At 46.9% G+C, this 19,326-nt stretch carries 15 protein-coding genes; 12 read left to right on the forward strand and 3 right to left on the reverse strand.

What is annotated here, in order from left to right:
• The first annotated feature begins 70 nt into the window (after nucleotides 1-70).
• The 12 genes from OXH00_00225 to OXH00_00280 all read left to right on the forward strand — a co-directional run bounded on the left by OXH00_00225 (nucleotide 71) and on the right by OXH00_00280 (nucleotide 16,692).
• Entirely contained in the window at nucleotides 71-1,549 is a 1,479-nt protein-coding gene (locus OXH00_00225) for a DUF4159 domain-containing protein (GenBank protein MCY3739422.1), read from the forward strand.
• Nucleotides 1,550-1,986: 437 nt separating this feature from the next.
• Nucleotides 1,987-3,069 carry a hypothetical protein gene (locus tag OXH00_00230; protein MCY3739423.1) on the forward strand — a complete coding sequence of 361 codons (1,083 nt, stop codon included), beginning with the start codon at nucleotides 1,987-1,989 and terminating at the stop codon, nucleotides 3,067-3,069.
• Nucleotides 3,070-3,177: 108 nt separating this feature from the next.
• A complete protein-coding gene (locus OXH00_00235) occupies nucleotides 3,178-3,354 on the forward strand; it encodes a hypothetical protein (GenBank protein ID MCY3739424.1) in 177 nt (58 codons plus the stop codon).
• Nucleotides 3,355-3,547: 193 nt separating this feature from the next.
• Complete coding sequence (locus OXH00_00240; GenBank protein MCY3739425.1) at nucleotides 3,548-5,728, forward strand: sigma-70 family RNA polymerase sigma factor; 2,181 nt, start codon at nucleotides 3,548-3,550, stop codon at nucleotides 5,726-5,728.
• Nucleotides 5,721-7,250, forward strand: coding sequence for an ABC transporter permease subunit (locus OXH00_00245; GenBank protein ID MCY3739426.1), 1,530 nt, complete (start codon nucleotides 5,721-5,723; stop codon nucleotides 7,248-7,250). The genes OXH00_00240 and OXH00_00245 overlap by 8 nt, the downstream gene beginning before the upstream one ends.
• Nucleotides 7,251-7,428: 178 nt before the next feature.
• Nucleotides 7,429-8,856 (forward strand): ABC transporter permease subunit, encoded by a 1,428-nt coding sequence (locus OXH00_00250; GenBank protein MCY3739427.1) that lies wholly within the window; start codon nucleotides 7,429-7,431, stop codon nucleotides 8,854-8,856.
• A gap of 177 nt (nucleotides 8,857-9,033) precedes the next feature.
• Nucleotides 9,034-9,423: a BlaI/MecI/CopY family transcriptional regulator gene (locus tag OXH00_00255; protein ID MCY3739428.1), complete on the forward strand. Its 390-nt coding sequence runs from the start codon at nucleotides 9,034-9,036 to the stop codon at nucleotides 9,421-9,423.
• Complete coding sequence (locus OXH00_00260) at nucleotides 9,420-10,661, forward strand: M56 family metallopeptidase (GenBank protein MCY3739429.1); 1,242 nt, start codon at nucleotides 9,420-9,422, stop codon at nucleotides 10,659-10,661. The genes OXH00_00255 and OXH00_00260 overlap by 4 nt, the downstream gene beginning before the upstream one ends.
• A 221-nt stretch (nucleotides 10,662-10,882) precedes the next feature.
• The gene (locus OXH00_00265; GenBank protein ID MCY3739430.1) at nucleotides 10,883-11,680 is read left to right on the forward strand and encodes a hypothetical protein; all 798 of its coding nucleotides are present in this window, start codon (nucleotides 10,883-10,885) and stop codon (nucleotides 11,678-11,680) included.
• Between the two features lie 15 nt (nucleotides 11,681-11,695).
• Complete coding sequence (locus OXH00_00270) at nucleotides 11,696-12,871, forward strand: redoxin domain-containing protein (GenBank protein MCY3739431.1); 1,176 nt, start codon at nucleotides 11,696-11,698, stop codon at nucleotides 12,869-12,871.
• A 239-nt stretch (nucleotides 12,872-13,110) separates the two neighbouring features.
• A complete protein-coding gene (locus OXH00_00275; protein ID MCY3739432.1) occupies nucleotides 13,111-13,935 on the forward strand; it encodes a sugar phosphate isomerase/epimerase in 825 nt (274 codons plus the stop codon).
• Nucleotides 13,936-14,070: 135 nt separating this feature from the next.
• Nucleotides 14,071-16,692 carry a PIG-L family deacetylase gene (locus OXH00_00280; protein MCY3739433.1) on the forward strand — a complete coding sequence of 874 codons (2,622 nt, stop codon included), beginning with the start codon at nucleotides 14,071-14,073 and terminating at the stop codon, nucleotides 16,690-16,692.
• Between the two features lie 2 nt (nucleotides 16,693-16,694).
• Here the strand turns inward: OXH00_00280 and OXH00_00285 are convergent, their stop codons facing one another.
• The 3 genes from OXH00_00285 to OXH00_00295 all read right to left on the reverse strand — a co-directional run bounded on the left by OXH00_00285 (nucleotide 16,695) and on the right by OXH00_00295 (nucleotide 19,211).
• Complete coding sequence (locus OXH00_00285; protein MCY3739434.1) at nucleotides 16,695-17,795, reverse strand: Gfo/Idh/MocA family oxidoreductase; 1,101 nt, start codon at nucleotides 17,793-17,795, stop codon at nucleotides 16,695-16,697.
• A 165-nt stretch (nucleotides 17,796-17,960) separates the two neighbouring features.
• Nucleotides 17,961-18,743 carry a DUF1828 domain-containing protein gene (locus OXH00_00290; GenBank protein ID MCY3739435.1) on the reverse strand — a complete coding sequence of 261 codons (783 nt, stop codon included), beginning with the start codon at nucleotides 18,741-18,743 and terminating at the stop codon, nucleotides 17,961-17,963.
• A 12-nt stretch (nucleotides 18,744-18,755) separates the two neighbouring features.
• The gene (locus OXH00_00295) at nucleotides 18,756-19,211 is read right to left on the reverse strand and encodes a hypothetical protein (GenBank protein ID MCY3739436.1); all 456 of its coding nucleotides are present in this window, start codon (nucleotides 19,209-19,211) and stop codon (nucleotides 18,756-18,758) included.
• Between the last annotated feature and the right edge of the window lie 115 nt (nucleotides 19,212-19,326).

The raw sequence follows: 19,326 nt of genomic DNA on the forward strand, positions 1-19,326 counted from the left end.
CTTCTGCATCAACAACTTTTATTTTTTTGTTTAGGATACGCAAACAATATCCCTTGGAGGTAATAACGTAATGAGTGTAAAAAGAACCTCTGGTGCCTTCATGACTTCATTGGTACTCCACGTGGTCATCGCTGTCGTTGCTGGCATTTACCTTGTCACACAAACCGAACAGTTTAAAGATCTCGTCGGTGCCGAAGTGCTCCAACCCAAGGAGCCACCGAAGCCTAAAGTCCGGAAGCCTGTCGTGAAACCGGTTATTAAGCCGACTGTTCCGACGCAAAACACTGTCGTTGTCGAACAGGTTCAGGTACAACCGCGTGTAACGACTGCGTTTGTCGCAAAGTCAAGCTTCCAACCGCAGACGGTACTCGAATTCTCAAACCAGACCGTCAAAGTTGACGCACCAATCAACCCGAATGTCCCGAAAGTGGTTACACCGAACGCGCCAGTACCAACGGTTGTAACACATACAGATCTCCCGGTATCGGACGCACCCGGTGCCTTGGCGTTCTCCGCACCTGTCGCAAGTGCACCCTCCGCCGGACCGGCTAACATCGGTCGTGGTGTCGCAGGTACCGCAGTACAGGTCAAAGTCGCTTTTGAACGTCCACCCGGCCTCGCAATGGTCGAAAACGTCGGTGCCGCACGTGATGCCCTCGGCGATGTCGTCGAAAACATCACCCTTGGTAACGTCGAAGTACCACCCCTGCCGAGAGGCGAACCCGGTGGTCGCGTTATCGGTAAAGGTAAAGACATCCGCGGTGTATTCCGTTTCACACGGATCCGTCACAGTCTCTCTGACTGGTGGGCTGATGCCTCTTCCTTGAACGCATTGACGAAGTGGCTCAACGAACGTACCAAAATCAAAACCGACATGAACGTTGAAGGCGGCGCATTGAAACTTACCGATGCGAACCTCTTCAAAACACCCTTCGTTTTCATGACAGGACACGACCCCTCACTCGTCCGTTCGCGTAACTTACTCGGACGGCAGTATGGTGGTGGTAAAATGGATAGCCGTCTCACTGAGACTGAAGCTGCCGGTATGCGCCGCTACCTCGTCGAAAAAGGTGGATTCCTTGTCTTTGACGACTGCGGTGTGAACGCGCCTGCGCAGGCGATGATTCGTCTCTTCCTCGCACAGATGCGTTACGTTATGCCTGAGTATCAGATTGAACGGATTGCCAACGATCACGAAGTCTATGACAACTTCTATGAAATGGGCGGACCCCCAGTCGGATTCGACATCTTCTGGTGGGGCACACGTCCACCGAAACGGAACTACCTCGAAGGTATCTCCGTCGGTGAAAAGTTGTCCGTTATCGTTGTCCGTCGTGACTACATGTGCGCAATGGAGTCTGTCAGTCTCCCGACACGGAGTGTCCACTATTCACCCGGCGTCTATCGTTTCATGACGAACGTTGTGGTGTATGCGTTGACGCACGGTCAGATTTCTGACTACTCCGGTTATGTGCCTGAAGACACGTTAGCCAAGAAAGAACTCCCGACACGCGCACCTGAAGCAGCGAAGGTCGGCGGTTTTGAATAGTGCTTTTGTCTCTGAGTGCAGTTTCTAACTGCACATCGTAGCTAAAGCTGTTTAGTTATCCACCTCGGACGACTGGACAGCTTTAGTCTTTTAAACTGACTTGAGCAGGAGATAATCGGACCCCTCTCAAGCAATTTGAATACAACGCTCAATCCTCTCCAACAATAACCCCTTATTATCGGATTCCGTCGGTCTTTTAGTAAAGACGTAATCAATGACGATTCAGAAACCGAATACTGAGCAGCCCTCTTACGTAAGATTTTAACTGGAACTTTTTTTGTTTATCGGTGTGAATGATCAGAAAAGGGAATGTTCATTCACATATTCAGACAGGAGGGTTTTATAAAGTGAAAAAAAATATCGTAAGAGTTGTCTTTTCTTTCCTTCTTTTAACGCCGTTGCTAACTTTGTTAGGGTGCTCGGGTTGCAAGAAGGAGGTGGCGAAAGTAGATCCAAATGTTCATACACACCCAGGAGGCACCCCGCATAGTCACGGACCAGAAGATACAATACAATCTCCTGAGAGTGAAACGACTAAGGGAACAGAAAGCGTCATGGAAGCGGAAGGTAAAAATAGTGCTCCGCCCGCAGTGCTTAGTGACAAGGACATTTTAGCTGCTTTTGCGCCGGCGGTGGAACTAAAGGATACGTCCCCGGAACTGGCCATTGAGAAAATGCATGCCATCGCAAGAGAACTTGGGGAGGGTGATCCGGACATGACCGAATATTATCACCTCATTGGACACAGCTTGATACCGCAGGTTCCCGAAGGCGTAAAGGTCCAACTAAATAGAACACCCCTACCACCAATAGAGGCACAACGGTTTTTTGAACTGAAGGAGAAACTCTTCGGGTTAACCGAAGAAGAGCAGACAAGACTTGAAACGGCCCGTCTGGGAAACAGGTGGAATCAGGAGGGCTCTGAGGTGATTCGTCAGACTGAACCGATAAGATACCTTCGAAAGTGGATGAAAGAAAATACCCCTGATGAATTGGCAATTGTTGAGGAATACTATCACGAAAAGATGAAAATCGGGGGATTCCCAAGGGACGCGCCACTTTCAGAACAAAATTTCCGAGATATCAACACGCGTGTAGATTTTCAATACAAAACTTTCTTTGAAGCACTTGAACTTCTACCCGACGACTCAGTGACTTTAAACGCCCTGCTAAATGAAAGTAATTACCCTACTATCCAGGGAAAACTGCGCGATGAGAGGGCAACAATTCAAGCAGAACCGCCGCCACCGAATCCAATTCCACCCCCTCACACAATAGATATGGAACATGAGGCTGCTGGCATGCATGAACACGCTGGAATGACGCCACGCCCAAATGAAATTATTGAGGGTGAGGTTGTAGAACCGCGGAAGAGTTTCCAAGAACGCGCGAATCGTGCCCAACAACTTTTGCAGCAATATGGTCGCGAAGAAGGTTTGCGCAGGCTCAAAGTGGAGGACCCCGATATTGCGGCGCAAATTGAAAAAGGGACCCCAAACCGTCAGCCCGCGCCGAAGTAAGGATGTACCCATACAGAAACCCCAGATGGAGGGAAGGTTTGAAACTTCCCTCTTAAATATTTCATTGAGAAAGGACTGGAAGCCCTGTTGCTCGGGGGACTTCTTCTCTTGTCTTTTTTGCTAAAATTGAACTATCTCGGACACCAGCGTCTCAGTGGTGTTGATGAATGTTGCCATGCCCTCGTCGCCCGAAATCTGCTTAAACATCCCCTGAAACCGACCCTCATTGAAACTCCTTACCTTTCACAGTTATCCGAAACCGGACATCAGCGAAACAACTCCTAAAAAATCCAGATTTTTCCATTTTTTTCAGATTATGCAATATCTTCTGCCCGAAATCGCGTCTTTAATAAGCAATAGAATAGTTATCGGAGTCAGAGTCTTCAATTGTCAGTTAATCTCTTGTAGCAGTTTAATGGACTATTACTACCACAACTGACAATCGATAACTGGCGACTCTTTGTTAGGAGAAAACCGCGTGGAAAGAGACGACGATGTTCAGTTAATTCGCGAAATTTTGTCAGGCGACGACGAGGCGTTTAACGCTTTAGTCCAAAAGTATGAAAAAAGTGTTCATGCCCTTGTGTGGCGAAAGATAGGCGATTTTCACTATGCCGAAGAGATTACGCAAGATGCTTTTCTCCAAGCATACGAAAAACTTTCGACGCTCAAGGACCCCAGCCAATTTGCGGGGTGGCTCTATGTGATTGCGAATCGGCTTTGCATTGCTTGGATGCGAAAGCAAAGACCTGCGATGCAACCGCTGGATGACACGTCTCTAAAAGCAATAGATAACTTAACTTACGAGCGTTATATATTGGAGCAGCGCGAATTAGAAGCAACCGAGCGTCGTCATGAAATCGTTGACGGGCTTCTGACAAAACTGCCGGAGAGTGAACGTACGGTAATGACCCTCTACTATCTGGGTGAAATGACAACAAAGGAGATAGGCGATTTCTTGAGTGTGTCGGTGAATACGATTGTGAGTCGGCTCCACCGGGCACGAAAGCGTTTACAAGAGACAGGAGAATTCCTTCAAATGCTAAATAATAATCAGCAACAGAATCTGGCAACGCAGATTACAAACCACCATAGATCGGGCGAATTTGATAGGGCTTTAGAGATTAGTGCACGTGCGTTGGAATCCAATCCAGCGGACTTAGAGGCTTATGGTTCTCGATGGAGACTGATAGCCGAAATGTTTCCAGAGGGAGAGGCGAAAAAAAGGATTTGCCCTGAAATCGAATATATTCTGCAAACACACTCAGAAACTCCGGAAGTATTAAGCACAGCATATTGGGGATATATGCGCCTTCCTAACCGCACAAAGAATGTCCCAAACAGTTTGTTTGACAAGATACTGCAACACCCTCGAACCGAAATTTATCTCGCTGCATTGTTCGGATTAGTCGAACGGAGCGAAGAGACAAGTCAGAAATGGCATTATTACCAGCGCGTCATTGATGAGTTCACAGTCTCAGATGTTCCAGTACTATCATGGTATCTGTTAGCTTATGAAGAAATGCTGAGGTTAGTTGAGCAAGATCGTTCTCTGGCAAGCGAAGGCTTCCTTGATGAACTGATTGACAGCTGCCTTGCAGCACATCTTGCCTATTGCAAGGAAACACAGCAATATTTCGGTTGGGCTTATACGGAAGCGGTTAAATATCGGTTGAAGTTTAACAACCGATTAGACAAAGCTTATGAAATTTTAGAGCGTGCTGAAATCCGGTTAGCGGAAGCAGAAGAACGAAAGTGGCTTGTTGAACATAACAAAGGATCCGTAGAAAAAGCGTCCAAGAAAATATCGCGCCTGCGCGCTGAAATCTACCTCCGGCAGGAGCAATGGAGAGAAGCATACGATGGACTTGTTGCAAACGCTCCGGATTATTTGGAATCTCTCTGGGCAAGGTTCAACGAGAGCACTATAAATTACTTTTGGATGTTAGGACAGTCAGCAGAAGGTATGAGGGAATGGGAAAAAGCAAGGCGTTACTACGCCGATGCGCACTTTGCACCGACGCCTCACTGTGAAAAAGTAAGACGTGACCATGATCCTATCCACTTTGCGCCTACACCTCGTGTGGAAAGTCGGACAGGCTTGGAACGCGTCTACCATCAAATAAGGCGAGAGGGAACCACTGATACGTTTGAGGCGTTCCTCAAAGACACTGAAGCGGAATATCGGATTCGAGAAGGTGCTGACTGCAAAAGGATTCGTCAGAAACTTATCACGAACAGACTGAATCAGAAAGCGACGGATTTTCAGTTAGAAACATTGGAAGGAGAGGTCTACACGCTATCAGCGATGGCTGGAAAGGTTGTTTTGCTTGAGGTTGGGACTTCGTCAAACATCATGCTCCCAGAAGTCAAGATCGTCTATGAGCGATTCAGCAAAATCAACGATGTGGTTGTCTGGAGCATTAATGATGGTGAAACGCTGCATCAAGTGCAGCAATTTTTAGATGAACATCAGCCCCCTTGGCCCGTTTTACTTGATCCGCATAGGGAAGTAAAAAAGGCTTATCAAATTAGAGTGATCCCACGTTTTATCTTGATTGATAAAGCGGGCAATTGGCAATACAGTTGTGCAGGTCTGGACTCCATAAACGGCCAGCCCTTAATTTGCATGATTGAAGCACTCCTATCAGATGCGTGATAATGTGATGTTCCTAACACTCATTCGGCGGGAATTACTCGCCAATCTCATGACATTTCGGTTTCTCGTTGCAATGGTTGTCACGCTGCTGCTGGTTGTTGCGAATACCGTTGTACTGATTGCTGATTACGAACGTCGCCTGATAAACTACGATACCGCAGTCAAGCAACACCATCAGAAGTTTTTAAAAAGGGCAAGAACCTATTCGGAAATGGAAGGAGCAATCCTCGTAGACCGACCGCCCAACCCACTGAGTATTTTCAATGCAGGTCTGGATCGACGGCTCGGTAACTCCATCACCGTCAGCCATACCTGCGTGCCAACCCTTTGGGATACCAAATCACACAGTGCAGATAATCCTTTTCTCAACCTATTTTCCAGTGTCGATCTGGTTTTAATCTTTCAGGTAATTCTCAGTCTACTGGCACTGCTTTTCGCCCATGATGCAATCGCTGGTGAACGGGAAGCAGGCACGCTCCGCTTGACGATGGCAAACCCCGTCAGTCGTCCTATTATTCTGTTAGCAAAGTACATCAGTGCGATGGTTTGTCTGATCCTTCCGGTAGTCATGAGTTTGCTGTTTGCATTGATCCTATTTTCTGTGTCGGGGTCAATTTCGTTGAGTGGGGATGATTGGCTCGGGATTGGTGGTCTTTTGCTCACCTCTATCATCTATCTCTCCGTTTTCTATCTAATAGGTTTGTTAATCTCTGTGGTCACTCGCCGAACTGCGACTGCCTTGATGCTTTCAATGGTGATATGGAGTACCCTTGTCCTCATCTATCCAAGTCTTAGCGTATTCGCGGTCAATCGGCTTTGGCAGCCTTCTTCTCAATTGGAAACCGCCTATCGTGAAATTGAGCAGATTTGGGAAGCGTTTGAAAGAGAACAAACAGATTTCTTGAGGAACGATAGCGTTGAGGGGGAAGATCCGAATTTTAATGTACCGCCTTCAGGAAGTTACGGGGCTTATCAGATCTCCGACCCGACAACACTCAAGTACTTTAAAGTAGAAAAACGTCATTGGACGCGTATCAAGCCAGACTCAGAACCACAGATTCCTCATGTCAAAGCTTACTTTCAATTCTCAGAACCGCGACGGATCCGCGCAGCGGAGAGAACATGGCAGGTTCGACAAAAAGCTTTAGATCACGTCTACGTTCGCAAAGCAAACATGGCGAAAAATCTGATGCGACTTTCACCAGCAGCGATGTATGATTTCGCAACTGAAGTGTGGGCTGGAACAGATTTTCACGGTATCAAGGATTTTATCACAACAACCCAACAGTACCGGCAAACGATTATCGATTATTTCTATGATAAGGAAGCCTTTTCTGCCCGAAAATGGTTCTCCATTGACCAAGGAAAGGTTGATTGGAGCGATTTACCCCAGTTTTCTTATCATCGAAGAGAGATATGGACCGGCATGCAGCACGCCAGCGGCGATATTGCCTGTCTGCTACTCATCAATATTGTGCTATTTATGACGACGTTTTTAATCTTTGTGCGACAAGAAGTGTAGAGTAGTTTTCAGTAATCAGTTATCGGTTTGCCTCGCAGTGAGAGTTAAGAGGATACCTCGCAACAATTGCTCGCTTGGAGTTCTTTAACTAATAATTATTCCACTGGTAACTGCAATCCAAACCACAATTTCTTAACTGAAAACTGATAACTCTCACTGCGAGGCAAACCGAAAACCAATGTGGCATATCACAAAACGTGAACTCTATGACCATCTGAGCAGTCTGCGGTTTGCCTTCACAACGGTATTGCTGATTGCACTGATGATCGTCAACGCAATCGGATATTTTGGCGAATACACAGCGCAATCGACGGCATATCAACAAAAGGTCTCAGCGTCTTTAGATAAAATGAGATCCAATGCAGACAGTCTGTATAATCTGCTTATAGAAGGCCCCGGGACGCTCTACAAAAAACCTTGTACACTCTCCTTTTGTGCAAACAGCGGTGAAACATTTATACCCGAATCCGCTGATGGCATTGGCGAAGGGGTGTTCATGACATCAAGTCGTTTTTCAATCAGTACGACATGGCGAATGAAATACCCACAATCCAATCCAAGCCTACGGGACATTACGCCGGATTATACGAATGTTGATTGGGGAGATATAATCTCCATAGCGTTGAGTTTGGTTGCAATCCTGTTCACTTTCGACGCGATCTCCTCGGAGCAAGAACGCGGCACATTACGGCTGACGCTGTCCAACAGCATTTCACGCTGCACTGTATTGGTAAGCAAATTTCTTGCAGCATTAATAACTATCAGTATCCCTTTTTTAATTGCCGCATTAATTAACCTTTTTCTCCTTTACACTTCAGGAAACATTCCATTGGCAGCGAGCGAGTGGGGACGATTAGGAGTTATCATTCTTATCGCTTTTGTTTATGTGTCAATCTTCCTGGGATTGGGACTGCTCATATCCTCTCGTGTGAACAGTTCGTCGATAAGTCTCACGATTCTCTTACTGGTTTGGGTTGTTTGGGTTGTCCTGTTACCCTCCACAATCGGCGCGCTTACCAGTGGCTTACAGCCGACAATGACGCATAACGAACTTGCCGCCCGTCAACAGTCTCTGGCCTCTCGTTTTTTTGAGCAGTACGATGAGCTTTGGCGTAAAACACCCTCGCGAGAGATTCCAGCAACAGAGGAAACATTATTATGGTCGAAATACCTCACCGAAGATGCAAGAGACAACCAGAGATTGAATGAAGAACACTTGGATGCTCAGATTGCTCAGATTCAACTCGCGAGATCCATAACCCGCATATCGCCTGCGTCAAGCGTCCGTTATGCTGTCGAATCCCTTGCTGGAACCGGTTTCACACGGCACGTCCAATTTTTAAAGCAGGTGCGCCGATACGCCGGTGAATTCAGAACGTTTCTCATTGAAACTGATCGTGCCGACCCAGAGAGTCCACATGCACTCGGACCCAAAGAAGGGACATCACAAAAGCCGGTGCGCTTTGAATCAATTCCTAAATTTGAAGATCGCATCAGTTTCAGTGGTGCCTACACCGCTGCAGCTACGGATCTTTTGTTATTATTGTTGTTTTTTGTAGTGTTATTCGTAGGTACGTTTCTTTCCTTCCTCTATGTTGACATCTAAGGAGCCCTCTGTTGGGTTAATTCATGTTAAATTTTTTAGCATTTTCATTTGACATAATTTTCTGTAAATGCTAAAATATTAGCATATTCCCTTATTTGTGCTAAATTTTTAGCATATTTTCATTTATCGCCTTCATAAGTGCTGAAATATTAGCACATTACCGAAAGAGGTAAAAAAATGGAAGACTATGGTACTCTCAAACTGAGTCGTCGAGAACGGCAAATCATGGATATCGTCTATCAACGCGGCCACGTTTCCGTTGCTGATGTTCTTAAAGACCTTCCGGATCCACCGAGCTACTCTACAGTTCGGGCACTGTTGCGGATCTTGGAGGAGAAGGGGTATCTCACCCACAAAAAAGATGGCAAACGTTACATCTATCGTCCGACGCAACCACGCCATCTCGCAGGACGTTCCGCGCTCAAACAGATTTTCCAGACATTTTTTGATAAATCCATTGAGAAAACGGTCATTGCACTGGTTTCCGAGGCGGACCTCTCGGATGAGGAACTTGACCGTTTAAGCCGACTTATTGAGCAAGCGAAAAAGGGAGACACTTCATCATGATGCGATTTATTGAAACACTCTACGCAGACCCATTGCTGAAATTTCTCGTTGACACCACGATGAAAAGCTTGGTTATTTTCGCCGTTGCAGGTTTATTCGCATTCTGCCTCCGCCACAAGTCGGCGGCGGTGCGCGGTTTCGTTTGGAGCATGGCAATTGTCGGATGCATTATCGTTCCACTGTTTTCTCTCATACTTCCGAAGTGGGAACTCGGTATTTTACCGGTGGAAGCACCAGTCTCAATTGCTCAGAACCAATTGTCACCAAAGCCGGTATCGTCAACACCAATCACACCGACACCGCCGCAACCTGATCCGGTGACCAATCAGAGTAGTCCCTTTATTGCACTGCAGTGGACAGACTGGATGGCGGTAGCCTGGGCGGGTGTTGGACTGTTTCTTCTCATCCGTTTGATTGTCGGAATCGGTGCTGTCTGGCATATTTCTGCTCGTAGTAACAACTTTAGCCGCGCTGTCGAGCAGTTCCAATCCAATGGGAATCAACGAGTAAATGTCCGTCTCAGCAATGGGGTTACAGTACCAATGGTTTGGGGTTTCTTACGTCCTGTGATTTTGCTGCCAGTTGATGCGGAGCAGTGGCAAACCGAGCGGCTCCGCGCTGTTCTCCTACACGAATTGGCACATATCAAACGATGGGATTGGACGCTGCAGATGGTCGCACAGATAACCTGTGCAGTCTACTGGTTTAATCCGTTCGTATGGTTTGCAGTGCGTCGGATGCGAATCGAAGCAGAGCAAGCCTGCGACGACCAAGTGCTAAACGCCGGATATCAATCAACCAACTATGCCCAACTTCTGCTTGATATTACACGCAACGTAAAAATAGCAAAGGCGACTTCGCGTGTAACTGTTGCGATAGCACACTCCTCAAAGATTGAAAGACGACTCCGAACCGTCCTCGCTGAAAATCTGAATCGGCATCCGGTGAGGAAAGCAGCTGTCGCGGTAGGACTACTCGTCCTCATCGGATTTGCTGTCCCGATCGGAACGATGCGTTTAACACAAGCAGCTAACACAGAAGAGGTACCGCACCAACAAATTCAGGAGACATCCAAATCGCAACCAACACCAGAGGAATTGTTGCCAAAACCCAGTGCGCATGGACAAGACGCAGCTTTAAAGCAGGACAAAAAAGATATTGAAATCTGCACTCAAAATTTGCTCGCGATTGCCAAAGCAATCCAAACCTACCAGAAGGAACACAACGATTTTCCATAGTATTCTCAAACCAGATGTGGCTGTGTCAAATTGGGAACGCGTTAGTGATCTCACAGTAAACCTGATTGAACATTCGCAAACAGGTTTGTACCTAATTGCTAAAAACGATTTAGAAAACATGACAAATGGTGTCTTTGCTAAATTCCAGAAACTATTTTTGCAAAGTGAAAAATAAATCAATAGGATGTGTCCTAATCGTCCTAACAGCAGGAGTCAAAACAGTGATAGACCTTCGTAACGTGCTAAGCACTTCAGCGAATGTCCCAGTGCAAGCACATTGGGATCCGATTGAAAATACAACACATAATTTGCCTTGGGCAACAGAAGAAAAGTTTAATCGATCCAAAACACAGTGGCAAGAACCGGTGGACATGGCGTGGGAAGAGTGGTTGAGGTTATTCAACCCCGGACCTGCACATCCACTGAAGAACTACAGTACAACCGATTTTCAAGTCTTTCTCCCGCCATCAACCGCTAAGGTCGGGGATGTCTGGGACTTGAATCCGGAGGGGATTCTCCCCTTTCTTCAACAGTTTCATCCAGGCGCAACTCAGAAGGAGGCGAAAGCGTGCTTACGGGCAATTTCGTCCGAATATGCTGACATCGTTTTCCGAATCCATGCGCGCTTTACGCTGAACGCGTCTATTGATGCCTACTTGAGACCAGCGCAATTTACCGGACATCTAATAATCAATCACGACACTGGAACGATTTGTCAATGGACGTTATCGCTTCCGAACCGCAATAGTAATGTTGATATGGGTGCTTTTAGAAGTTTCGATATAGGGTTTGTGCCTCGTATGGAACTCTGTAGTTTATCGGAGACACAGCCAGAATCGATTGCTTGGGAAACCGTTATCACTGAGGAAGAGGTGGCGAAGAAGTTTGAGAGTTCGCTCTATAAATTCACTGAAATTGAGTGGACCCCGATTGAGGATGCCGTTAAACGCTCGAAAGCACTGAATCGCCCGATTCATGCGGTGCTTTTATTCGGTGTACTTGACGATGAATCCTGCTGAGGGACGGGCAAAAGTTTGAGAGCGGGTCCGCTCTCCTCACCGAAAATTATCAATTTACTCAACACGCACTTCGTAAACGTTTGGGTTCTGCTGAGAGATGTACCTGAGCTGCAAGCCGGTGCCAAAGGAGCAAACGCAGCTGCCTTGGCAACGAAACTCCGACAACATTACGCCAGTGCTGTGGACATTCTGACACTCACCCCTGACTTGGAAGTGATTGAGCATCTGTGCAGCTGGAACTTATACCATCCCTATTATTCGCATCGTAGTGAGGGAATGCCTCGATATTTAGAATTGTTAAGGTCATCTGCGGGCGTGGAAGTTGCGGCACAAGAACTGAGCGAAGATCTCAACGAGACAACCACCGAAAAATCTATCGCCGATTTGGAAACGAAACTTCAGCGACAGCCGGATCATGAAAGTCTTTTGGATATCTACCCAATGCTTGCCCGCCTCTATGTTGAAAGTGGACGGGAAAAAGATTTGGATCAACTTATCGGCCGTTTCAAAGTTGTTATGAATCCTGAAAACCTTCAAGATCATTTGACCCTCAGTTATCTGCTTAAGAAGGCAAATCGGGACGAGGATGTGCTTCAGCTTTTTAAGGAACTTGAAGCGCAGTACCCGGAAAAACTTAGTCTGTCCCAGAGAATTGCAGATATCCATGAAGCGTCAGGCAACACTGAACTCGCGATAGAATACCTCAGCAAGATCAAGCCTCCGTTGATGTTGCTTGGAAAACCTGTTCCGGATTTTTCTGCAACCGACCTTGATGGCAAACCGATCTCGCTCCAACAATATCGCGGGAAAGTCGTTCTGCTTGATTTCTGGGCGGTCTGGCACAGTTTCTGCATCGGGGATGTACTGAATGTCAAAAAGATTTACAATACCTATAAAGATCAGGGATTTGAGGTCATTGGTGTCAGCCTTGATACTGATGAAACGAAGCTGCGAAACTACCTCAAGGAAAATGACATCCCTTGGCAGCAAATTTATAGTGGTCTGGAAAAACAGTGTCCGCTTGTGAAACAGTATGACGTTAAATCTATTCCAGCACGGTGGCTTATTGATAGAGATGGCACGTTAATCGCCCATGAAGCCAACCATAAGTTAATCTCCAGCAAAGGTAGACAGACAGATTTAGAGAAGTTGGTGGCAGCGGCGGTGTCGGCTAAATCTAAGAACCAATAGCCGCGTCCCACCGAAAAGGCGCGGTTCAATGAAGTTTAAGAAAATATTTCGGTAATTCTATATTTCCTCCAGGCCCGGTAGGTTCGGTTTCCTAACCGAACCGGGCATCGCCAAAAATTACCGAATTAAAAAATTAATCTTCAAAAAACCGCGTCTACATATTTATAGTATAAAGAGTGGATTTGTATTCCGAGTTATGCTATCATAAAGATCACAAGAATTCTAAATTGAGGTGATAGATGAAACTCGGTGTATCCACTTATTCTTATTGGCATTTCAAACCCGAGCGTGTCCCCATTGAACACGTTATCGAAGAAGCCGCACGACTCGAACTCGACGGCGTTGAAATCTTACATCAACAGATGGCATCTGAGGCGAACCCATATCTTCAGAAACTCAAACGGCACGCCTTCATCCACGGACTCGATCTCTACGCGCTCTCCATCCATCAAGGCTTTGTTTCGCCGGACGCGGCGACGCGGCAAAAAAACATCAATCACACCATCCACTGTATCCGGTTAGCACACGAACTCGGTATCCCTTCAATCCGTCTCAACTCAGGACGATGGGGTACTGTTCCGTCCTTCAACGAATTGATGAAAACCGAAGGACAAGAACCGACGCTTCCTGGACACACAGAAGACGAAGCGTTTGCGTGGGTCATCGCAGCCATTGAAAAATGCCTCCCAGACGCTGAAAAATACGGTGTTATCCTCGGACTCGAAAACCATTGGGGGTTAACCTGCACACCTGAAGGCGTCAACCGCATCGTCTCCGCTATTGACTCCGAATGGTTGAAGGTGACGATGGATTGTGGGAATTTCCTCTCAGACCCATATCAAAAACTGGAACAGATTGCCGGTGAGGCGGTGCTTGTCCACGCCAAAACCTATTACGGTGAAGGTGAATGGTATACGTTAGATCTGGATTACGCTAAAATCGGCAAAATTTTAAAAGATGTCGGATTTCGGGGATACGTATCCATTGAATTTGAAGGGAAAGCGGATGCACACGTCGGTGTTCCACAGAGTGTGGAAATGCTCCGCGACGCGCTCCCAAAATAGCAAGAGGTATAAATCTTCCTGTACAACGGATAACGGCAGGCGCACTTTCCTTGGGAGGATCTTCTAATGCTCAGAAAAATCGTAATACCAATTTTGACTTTTGCACTGCTCGGGACAATAGGAGGAACCACTACTATGGCAGACACAGGAGGAATGGCAGGCGCAACGAACGCTTCGGAAGTTTGGCGTGCCTTGCAACGCCTACAGACCACTGCGACTGTTCTCCACACCGTCGCACACCCGGACGACGAAAATGGTGCCCTGTTGACGTGGCTCAGTCGTGGACAGGGAGTCAGAACGGCATTATACTCGACCACGCGTGGCGAGGGTGGCGCGAACCTCATCGGTCCCGAATTATTCGATGCACTCGGAATCGTCCGGACAGAGGAGCACCTCGCTGCCATACGTTACTACGGCATTGACCTCTTTTTCAGTAGTGCTGTCGATTTCGGCTATTCCAAACGACTCGACGAAACCTTGGAAAAATGGGATTACCAGATGCTCTTGGAGGATATGGTGCGTCTCATTCGATACTACCGGCCGGATATCATTATCTCTCGATTTCAAGGCAATCGCCGAGATGGCCATGGTCACCATCAAGTTTCTGGTGTTGTAACGTTAGAAGCGTTCAATGCTGCAGGCGACGCGACCCGTTTCCCAGAACACCTCACCGAAGGTCTACAGCCGTGGCAACCCAAGAAACTCTATATCACCCGTTCCCGATGGCGACGCAGTAACACTGGTGCCGACGATACCCCTGTGTTAAAAATTGATACAGGCAAATATAACGCCTTATTAGGACTCTCCTACGCGCAAATTGCACGCCAGGGACTCAGTTACCAGCGTTCGCAAGGCGTTGGACAGACGCGTGCATCCAAAGGTTCTTCGCTCACCGAACTGCAGCTAATCAATACAACACTTTCCGAGCATCCGAAATCTGAAGATAGCCTATTTGATGGACTTGACACAACAATAATGGGCATGGCAAGATTCGCTAACGCATCTAAGTTGAATGCAGAATTCACACAACTTCAAGAAAGTGTGAATGCCGTAATACGCGACTATGATGCTCGCCAGCCTTGGATAGTTGTCCCGCACCTTGCGGGTGGACTCAAAACGACTCGCAGCTTAATGGAAAAAATACAAGAGATAGACCTTGATGATAGTACCCGATCACATCTCCTTTTCCTGCTTCGTAACAAAGAGCAGGAATTTATAACCGCAACAAATGCTGCACTCGGACTGTCTCTGGAAGTGCTTGTTCAACCTGCAGGCACGCGTTCGTCTGAGACTTTCACTGTTGCGATTCCCGGGCAAAAGTTCTCAATCGGAATGCGATTCGTGAACCCCGCTCCAGTTGTAGCTGAGCTTGTCAATACTTCACTCGATACACCTGAAGGTTGGAATGTACAACAAACGCGAGCGGATTCGGACACAAAGGAGATAGGGGCTATACAGACGAACGAACCGATCTCCATTACTTATGAGGTGGAGGTGCCGCAGGATGCAGCGTACACGCAACCTTACTGGACACGCGCATCTGAGTATCATGATGCTGTCTACACGCTCAAGCATCCAGAATTCCGCTTTCTACCCGCCACACCACCTGATGTTCACGGTGTTGTAACCTATCGTGTGGAAGATGTGGACTTTACACTGAAGCGACCAGCACAAACAGTTTCTATCAACCGACCTTGGGGAGAGAGGCGGCGTTTGTTAACGGTGGCTCCTGCCATTAGTCTATCTATGGCACCGCGTATCGGCGTTATCCCCATATCCGAATCCGCCACGGCAACTACATTTACCGCCACAGTGGAGATGCTAAATAACGTAAAGGGTGAAGCGGAGGGTAAACTTGCACTTGCGTTCCCGGAGGACTGGTCCGTGTCTCCTGAGTGGGCAGCTTTCGCTTTTACACACGAAGGAGCAAGCAAGACGTTTACTTTTCAGGTGTCTGCTGAAGGTGTAGAAGCGGGCAGAGGTTATACAATTCAGGCGGTTGCTCTGTCCAATGGCGCGGAGTACACCACCGGTTATCAAGTGATTGATCATTCTGATCTTGAGCCGCGCCATCTCTATCGTCCTGCCACAATGACGCTTCACAGCATCTCGCTTGAACTTCCACAGAATTTGAGCGTCGGCTACATCATGGGGGTAGGCGATAAAATCCCTGAAGCTCTGGAACAGATTGGGATTGATGTAGAGATGTTAGGCACAGAAGAACTCCGCACCGGCGATTTGAACCGATTCGATACTATTCTTATCGGCATCCGAGCGTACGCTGTGCGACGAGACCTCATCGCCTATAACAGCAGACTCCTCGATTATGTGCATAAGGGCGGCAACCTCATCGCCCAGTACCAGACCCCAGAATTCGACGCAGCCCCCTTCGGTCCGTACCCGTATATTATGGGCAGACGACCAGAAGAGGTTTCCGAAGAGGATGCACAGGTAACGATTTTGATGCCAGACAACCCAATCTTCCAGTATCCAAATCGAATTACGGCGGCGGATTTCGATGGATGGGTTGAGGAGCGCGGTTCTAAATTCCTGACGGAATGGGACGGAAATTATCAGGCACTCCTCACCTGCAACGACCGCGAACAGGAACCGCAGCACGGTGGATTACTCTACGCACAATATGGGGAAGGCACCTATACCTACGCTGCGTATGCCTTTTATAGGCAACTTCCCGCAGGCATCGCAGGCGCATATCGCCTTTTCATTAACATGCTAACGCTTGGTAAGCAACCGTAGCATTATACATCCTCCCACGGTGCCACATCGCCCACAGGCGATGGTGCTGGAAAACGGCTCACAACATTAATAGGTCTACCAGCATCAGACGATTCGATGATCCGTTCACATATCTCCAGCGCGTGTCGTGCCTGCGCGCCATTACACCGCGGATTCCGATCAGATCTGATCGCATCTGCGAAATCGGCAACCCCTTTACCCCAGTCTAATCCAGTAAAGGCTTTCGGCGGCGAGGGTTCATCTTGCCATCCATCTGACGGAGTAAATTTCTTGATACCGCGCCCATCATCATGTGCTTGAAGGGAAAACCCACCTGCAGTACCGTGAATTTCATAAGGCGGGATTCCAGAAGCAACAGTAAAACTGTGATAGATGAATCCGTGTGCACCGTTCTCGAATTCAAGCACGGCGAACCCGTGGTCTTTCTCATTGACCTCAAATTCAGTGCCTTGACGCGGACCTTGGGTTAACACCCGTTTTGGAACAGCGACCCGCGCAAACCCGTGCACTGTTTTAACGGGCGCAATCATGGTCGTCATCGTTGTTAGCGGATAAGGCGCAACATCCCGAAATGGACCGGCATGCATCAGAAACGCGTCCGCACTCGGATGCCAGTGTTCTAACGGACCACCGAAATTCCCGATTGCAGAGATAATATTGCCAATTTCACCCTCGCGAATTCGCTGCCAGACGTTCTGCTGCACATACCCGAGAATCGCTGACGGGGCACACGCCAGTTTGAGACCGTTCGCTTCCGCCGTTTCTACGAGTTCGTTCGCTTCATCGGTACGGATAGAGATCGGTTTTTCAGAATAAACATGTTTCCCTGCTTTTAGTGCCGCCAACGAAACCGGGTAATGAGAGATGTGAAGTGTCAAATTCACAATCGCTTCTACATTCGGATCATTCAGCACTTCCTCAAGCGATTTGTAAACGCGTCCGCCGTTACGTTCTGCTAATGCAGAGGCACGCGCCTCGTCTTGGTCATAGAAGCCGACCAATTCAATGCGATGCGGATACGCTTGGCAACGCGGTTGATAACCGCCCGCAGAAATCATGCCACACCCAACAATCACCGTGCGGACTGGCGTTGTATTAGACATTCAATTTGCTCCTTGTTACGTTTTAAAGTGAATTCCATAATTATCGATATACTGTCATAGGATATGCAGTGGCGAGGTTAGGAAACCGGGGTCCCATCTGTTACTGAGAATGGATCAGAGATACAATGACGGTTTGGTTGACTTTGGTAAGTTTTATATCAGTTGTTATCCTGCACCTGACATATAATTTTGCAGATATTGTCCGATTTCTTCGCCATTTTCGATTAGGTCGGTGAAATATGTATCGCAAACATCTCTGAAACGTAAGAACACATCACGAGTCGTCGCATTCTCTTTCTCAAAAATACCTACGGGTTGGCAGTCAACTTTCCATGCTTTGAATTGGTGTAATGTGAGCGCGGCTGCTTGCGTCTTAGTATCACTATTTAAGGCAAACACAAATAGTGGGGGGACCTTTCCGTTTATTCTACAGTCTACTTTGTAAATTCCATCGGGATCATTTGTTGGATGTTGCCAATTGAATGTCATACGCCTTGATTCGACCTTCTGATACAAAAAGGCTTGAAAATCGTCGATAAATGTTGATCTAACCGTTTCTCGTGACAGGTACGTAACGTCAATTATTTTAAGTAAAGCTTGGACCAAGTCATAAAGTGCTTGCCCATAACATCCATCAGAAACATCAATAATTAATTCCCCGTTATAGTCTTCAACTTGAAACATAGATAGAGCTTTTAAGATTAACTTCTGGCGGTTTCCACTATGAAGTTTTTGTTCATCCATATAGTATGAGAGGTGCATATAAGTGTGCGCCTCATCTGAGAGGACCCACCTACCCCCCATCTTTTTCAGCACAATAACCAACTGATCCCCATCATTGAAATGGAAGGGCGTAAAAACGAGGAAACGGTCTTTGCCATCTGCTGAAAGCTGTATTTCTGCGGAAACCTTATCAATAAAGTCTTTTTCTATTGTTTTAACTGACATTGTTCTCACCCCCTAAAAAATTTTTAATTCCATCTGTGCCGGTAATTCAAAGTTCGCATCTTGTATAAGACCCTGTAACGCACCTTCAAGATTATTATAGCGATCTGTCTCTTCTGCATAGGTTTCCTCATCATAGCCTCTTTCTTGATATCGCTCTGTAGCAAAATGAATGTGGTAACCGTAAATTTTCTGTTTTTCAATTTTGTTATTGTGCGGACGTTTAGGCAGACCATTATAGCGACAGATCCGAAAGGTCGCGCCAGTTTTAGGATTTATAACCGCTAAGATTACCGAAAAATCTGATGGATATTTTTCATTCTGGTTGGTTATGAGGCGGAAACGGTTACCGTTTTCCCCAATGATATACAAACTACTGTCCTTATTTAGTTGGATACGCCAGTCATCTGGTAAAACTTTACGTTCATTAATTAACACTGCTATTTGTTGATCGGTGTATTTTATATCCATTAATGCTATCCACTGACAAACTTTGACGCTGGCAGATTCATCGGTGTAGATAATCAGACGTTCTTCTTATTGAAGTCTAAAAATATAATAAGTAGCATAGTGAAGTATATCACAC

It is taken from the genome of Candidatus Poribacteria bacterium (genome assembly GCA_026706025.1).
GTDB lineage: Bacteria > Poribacteria > WGA-4E > WGA-4E > WGA-3G > WGA-3G.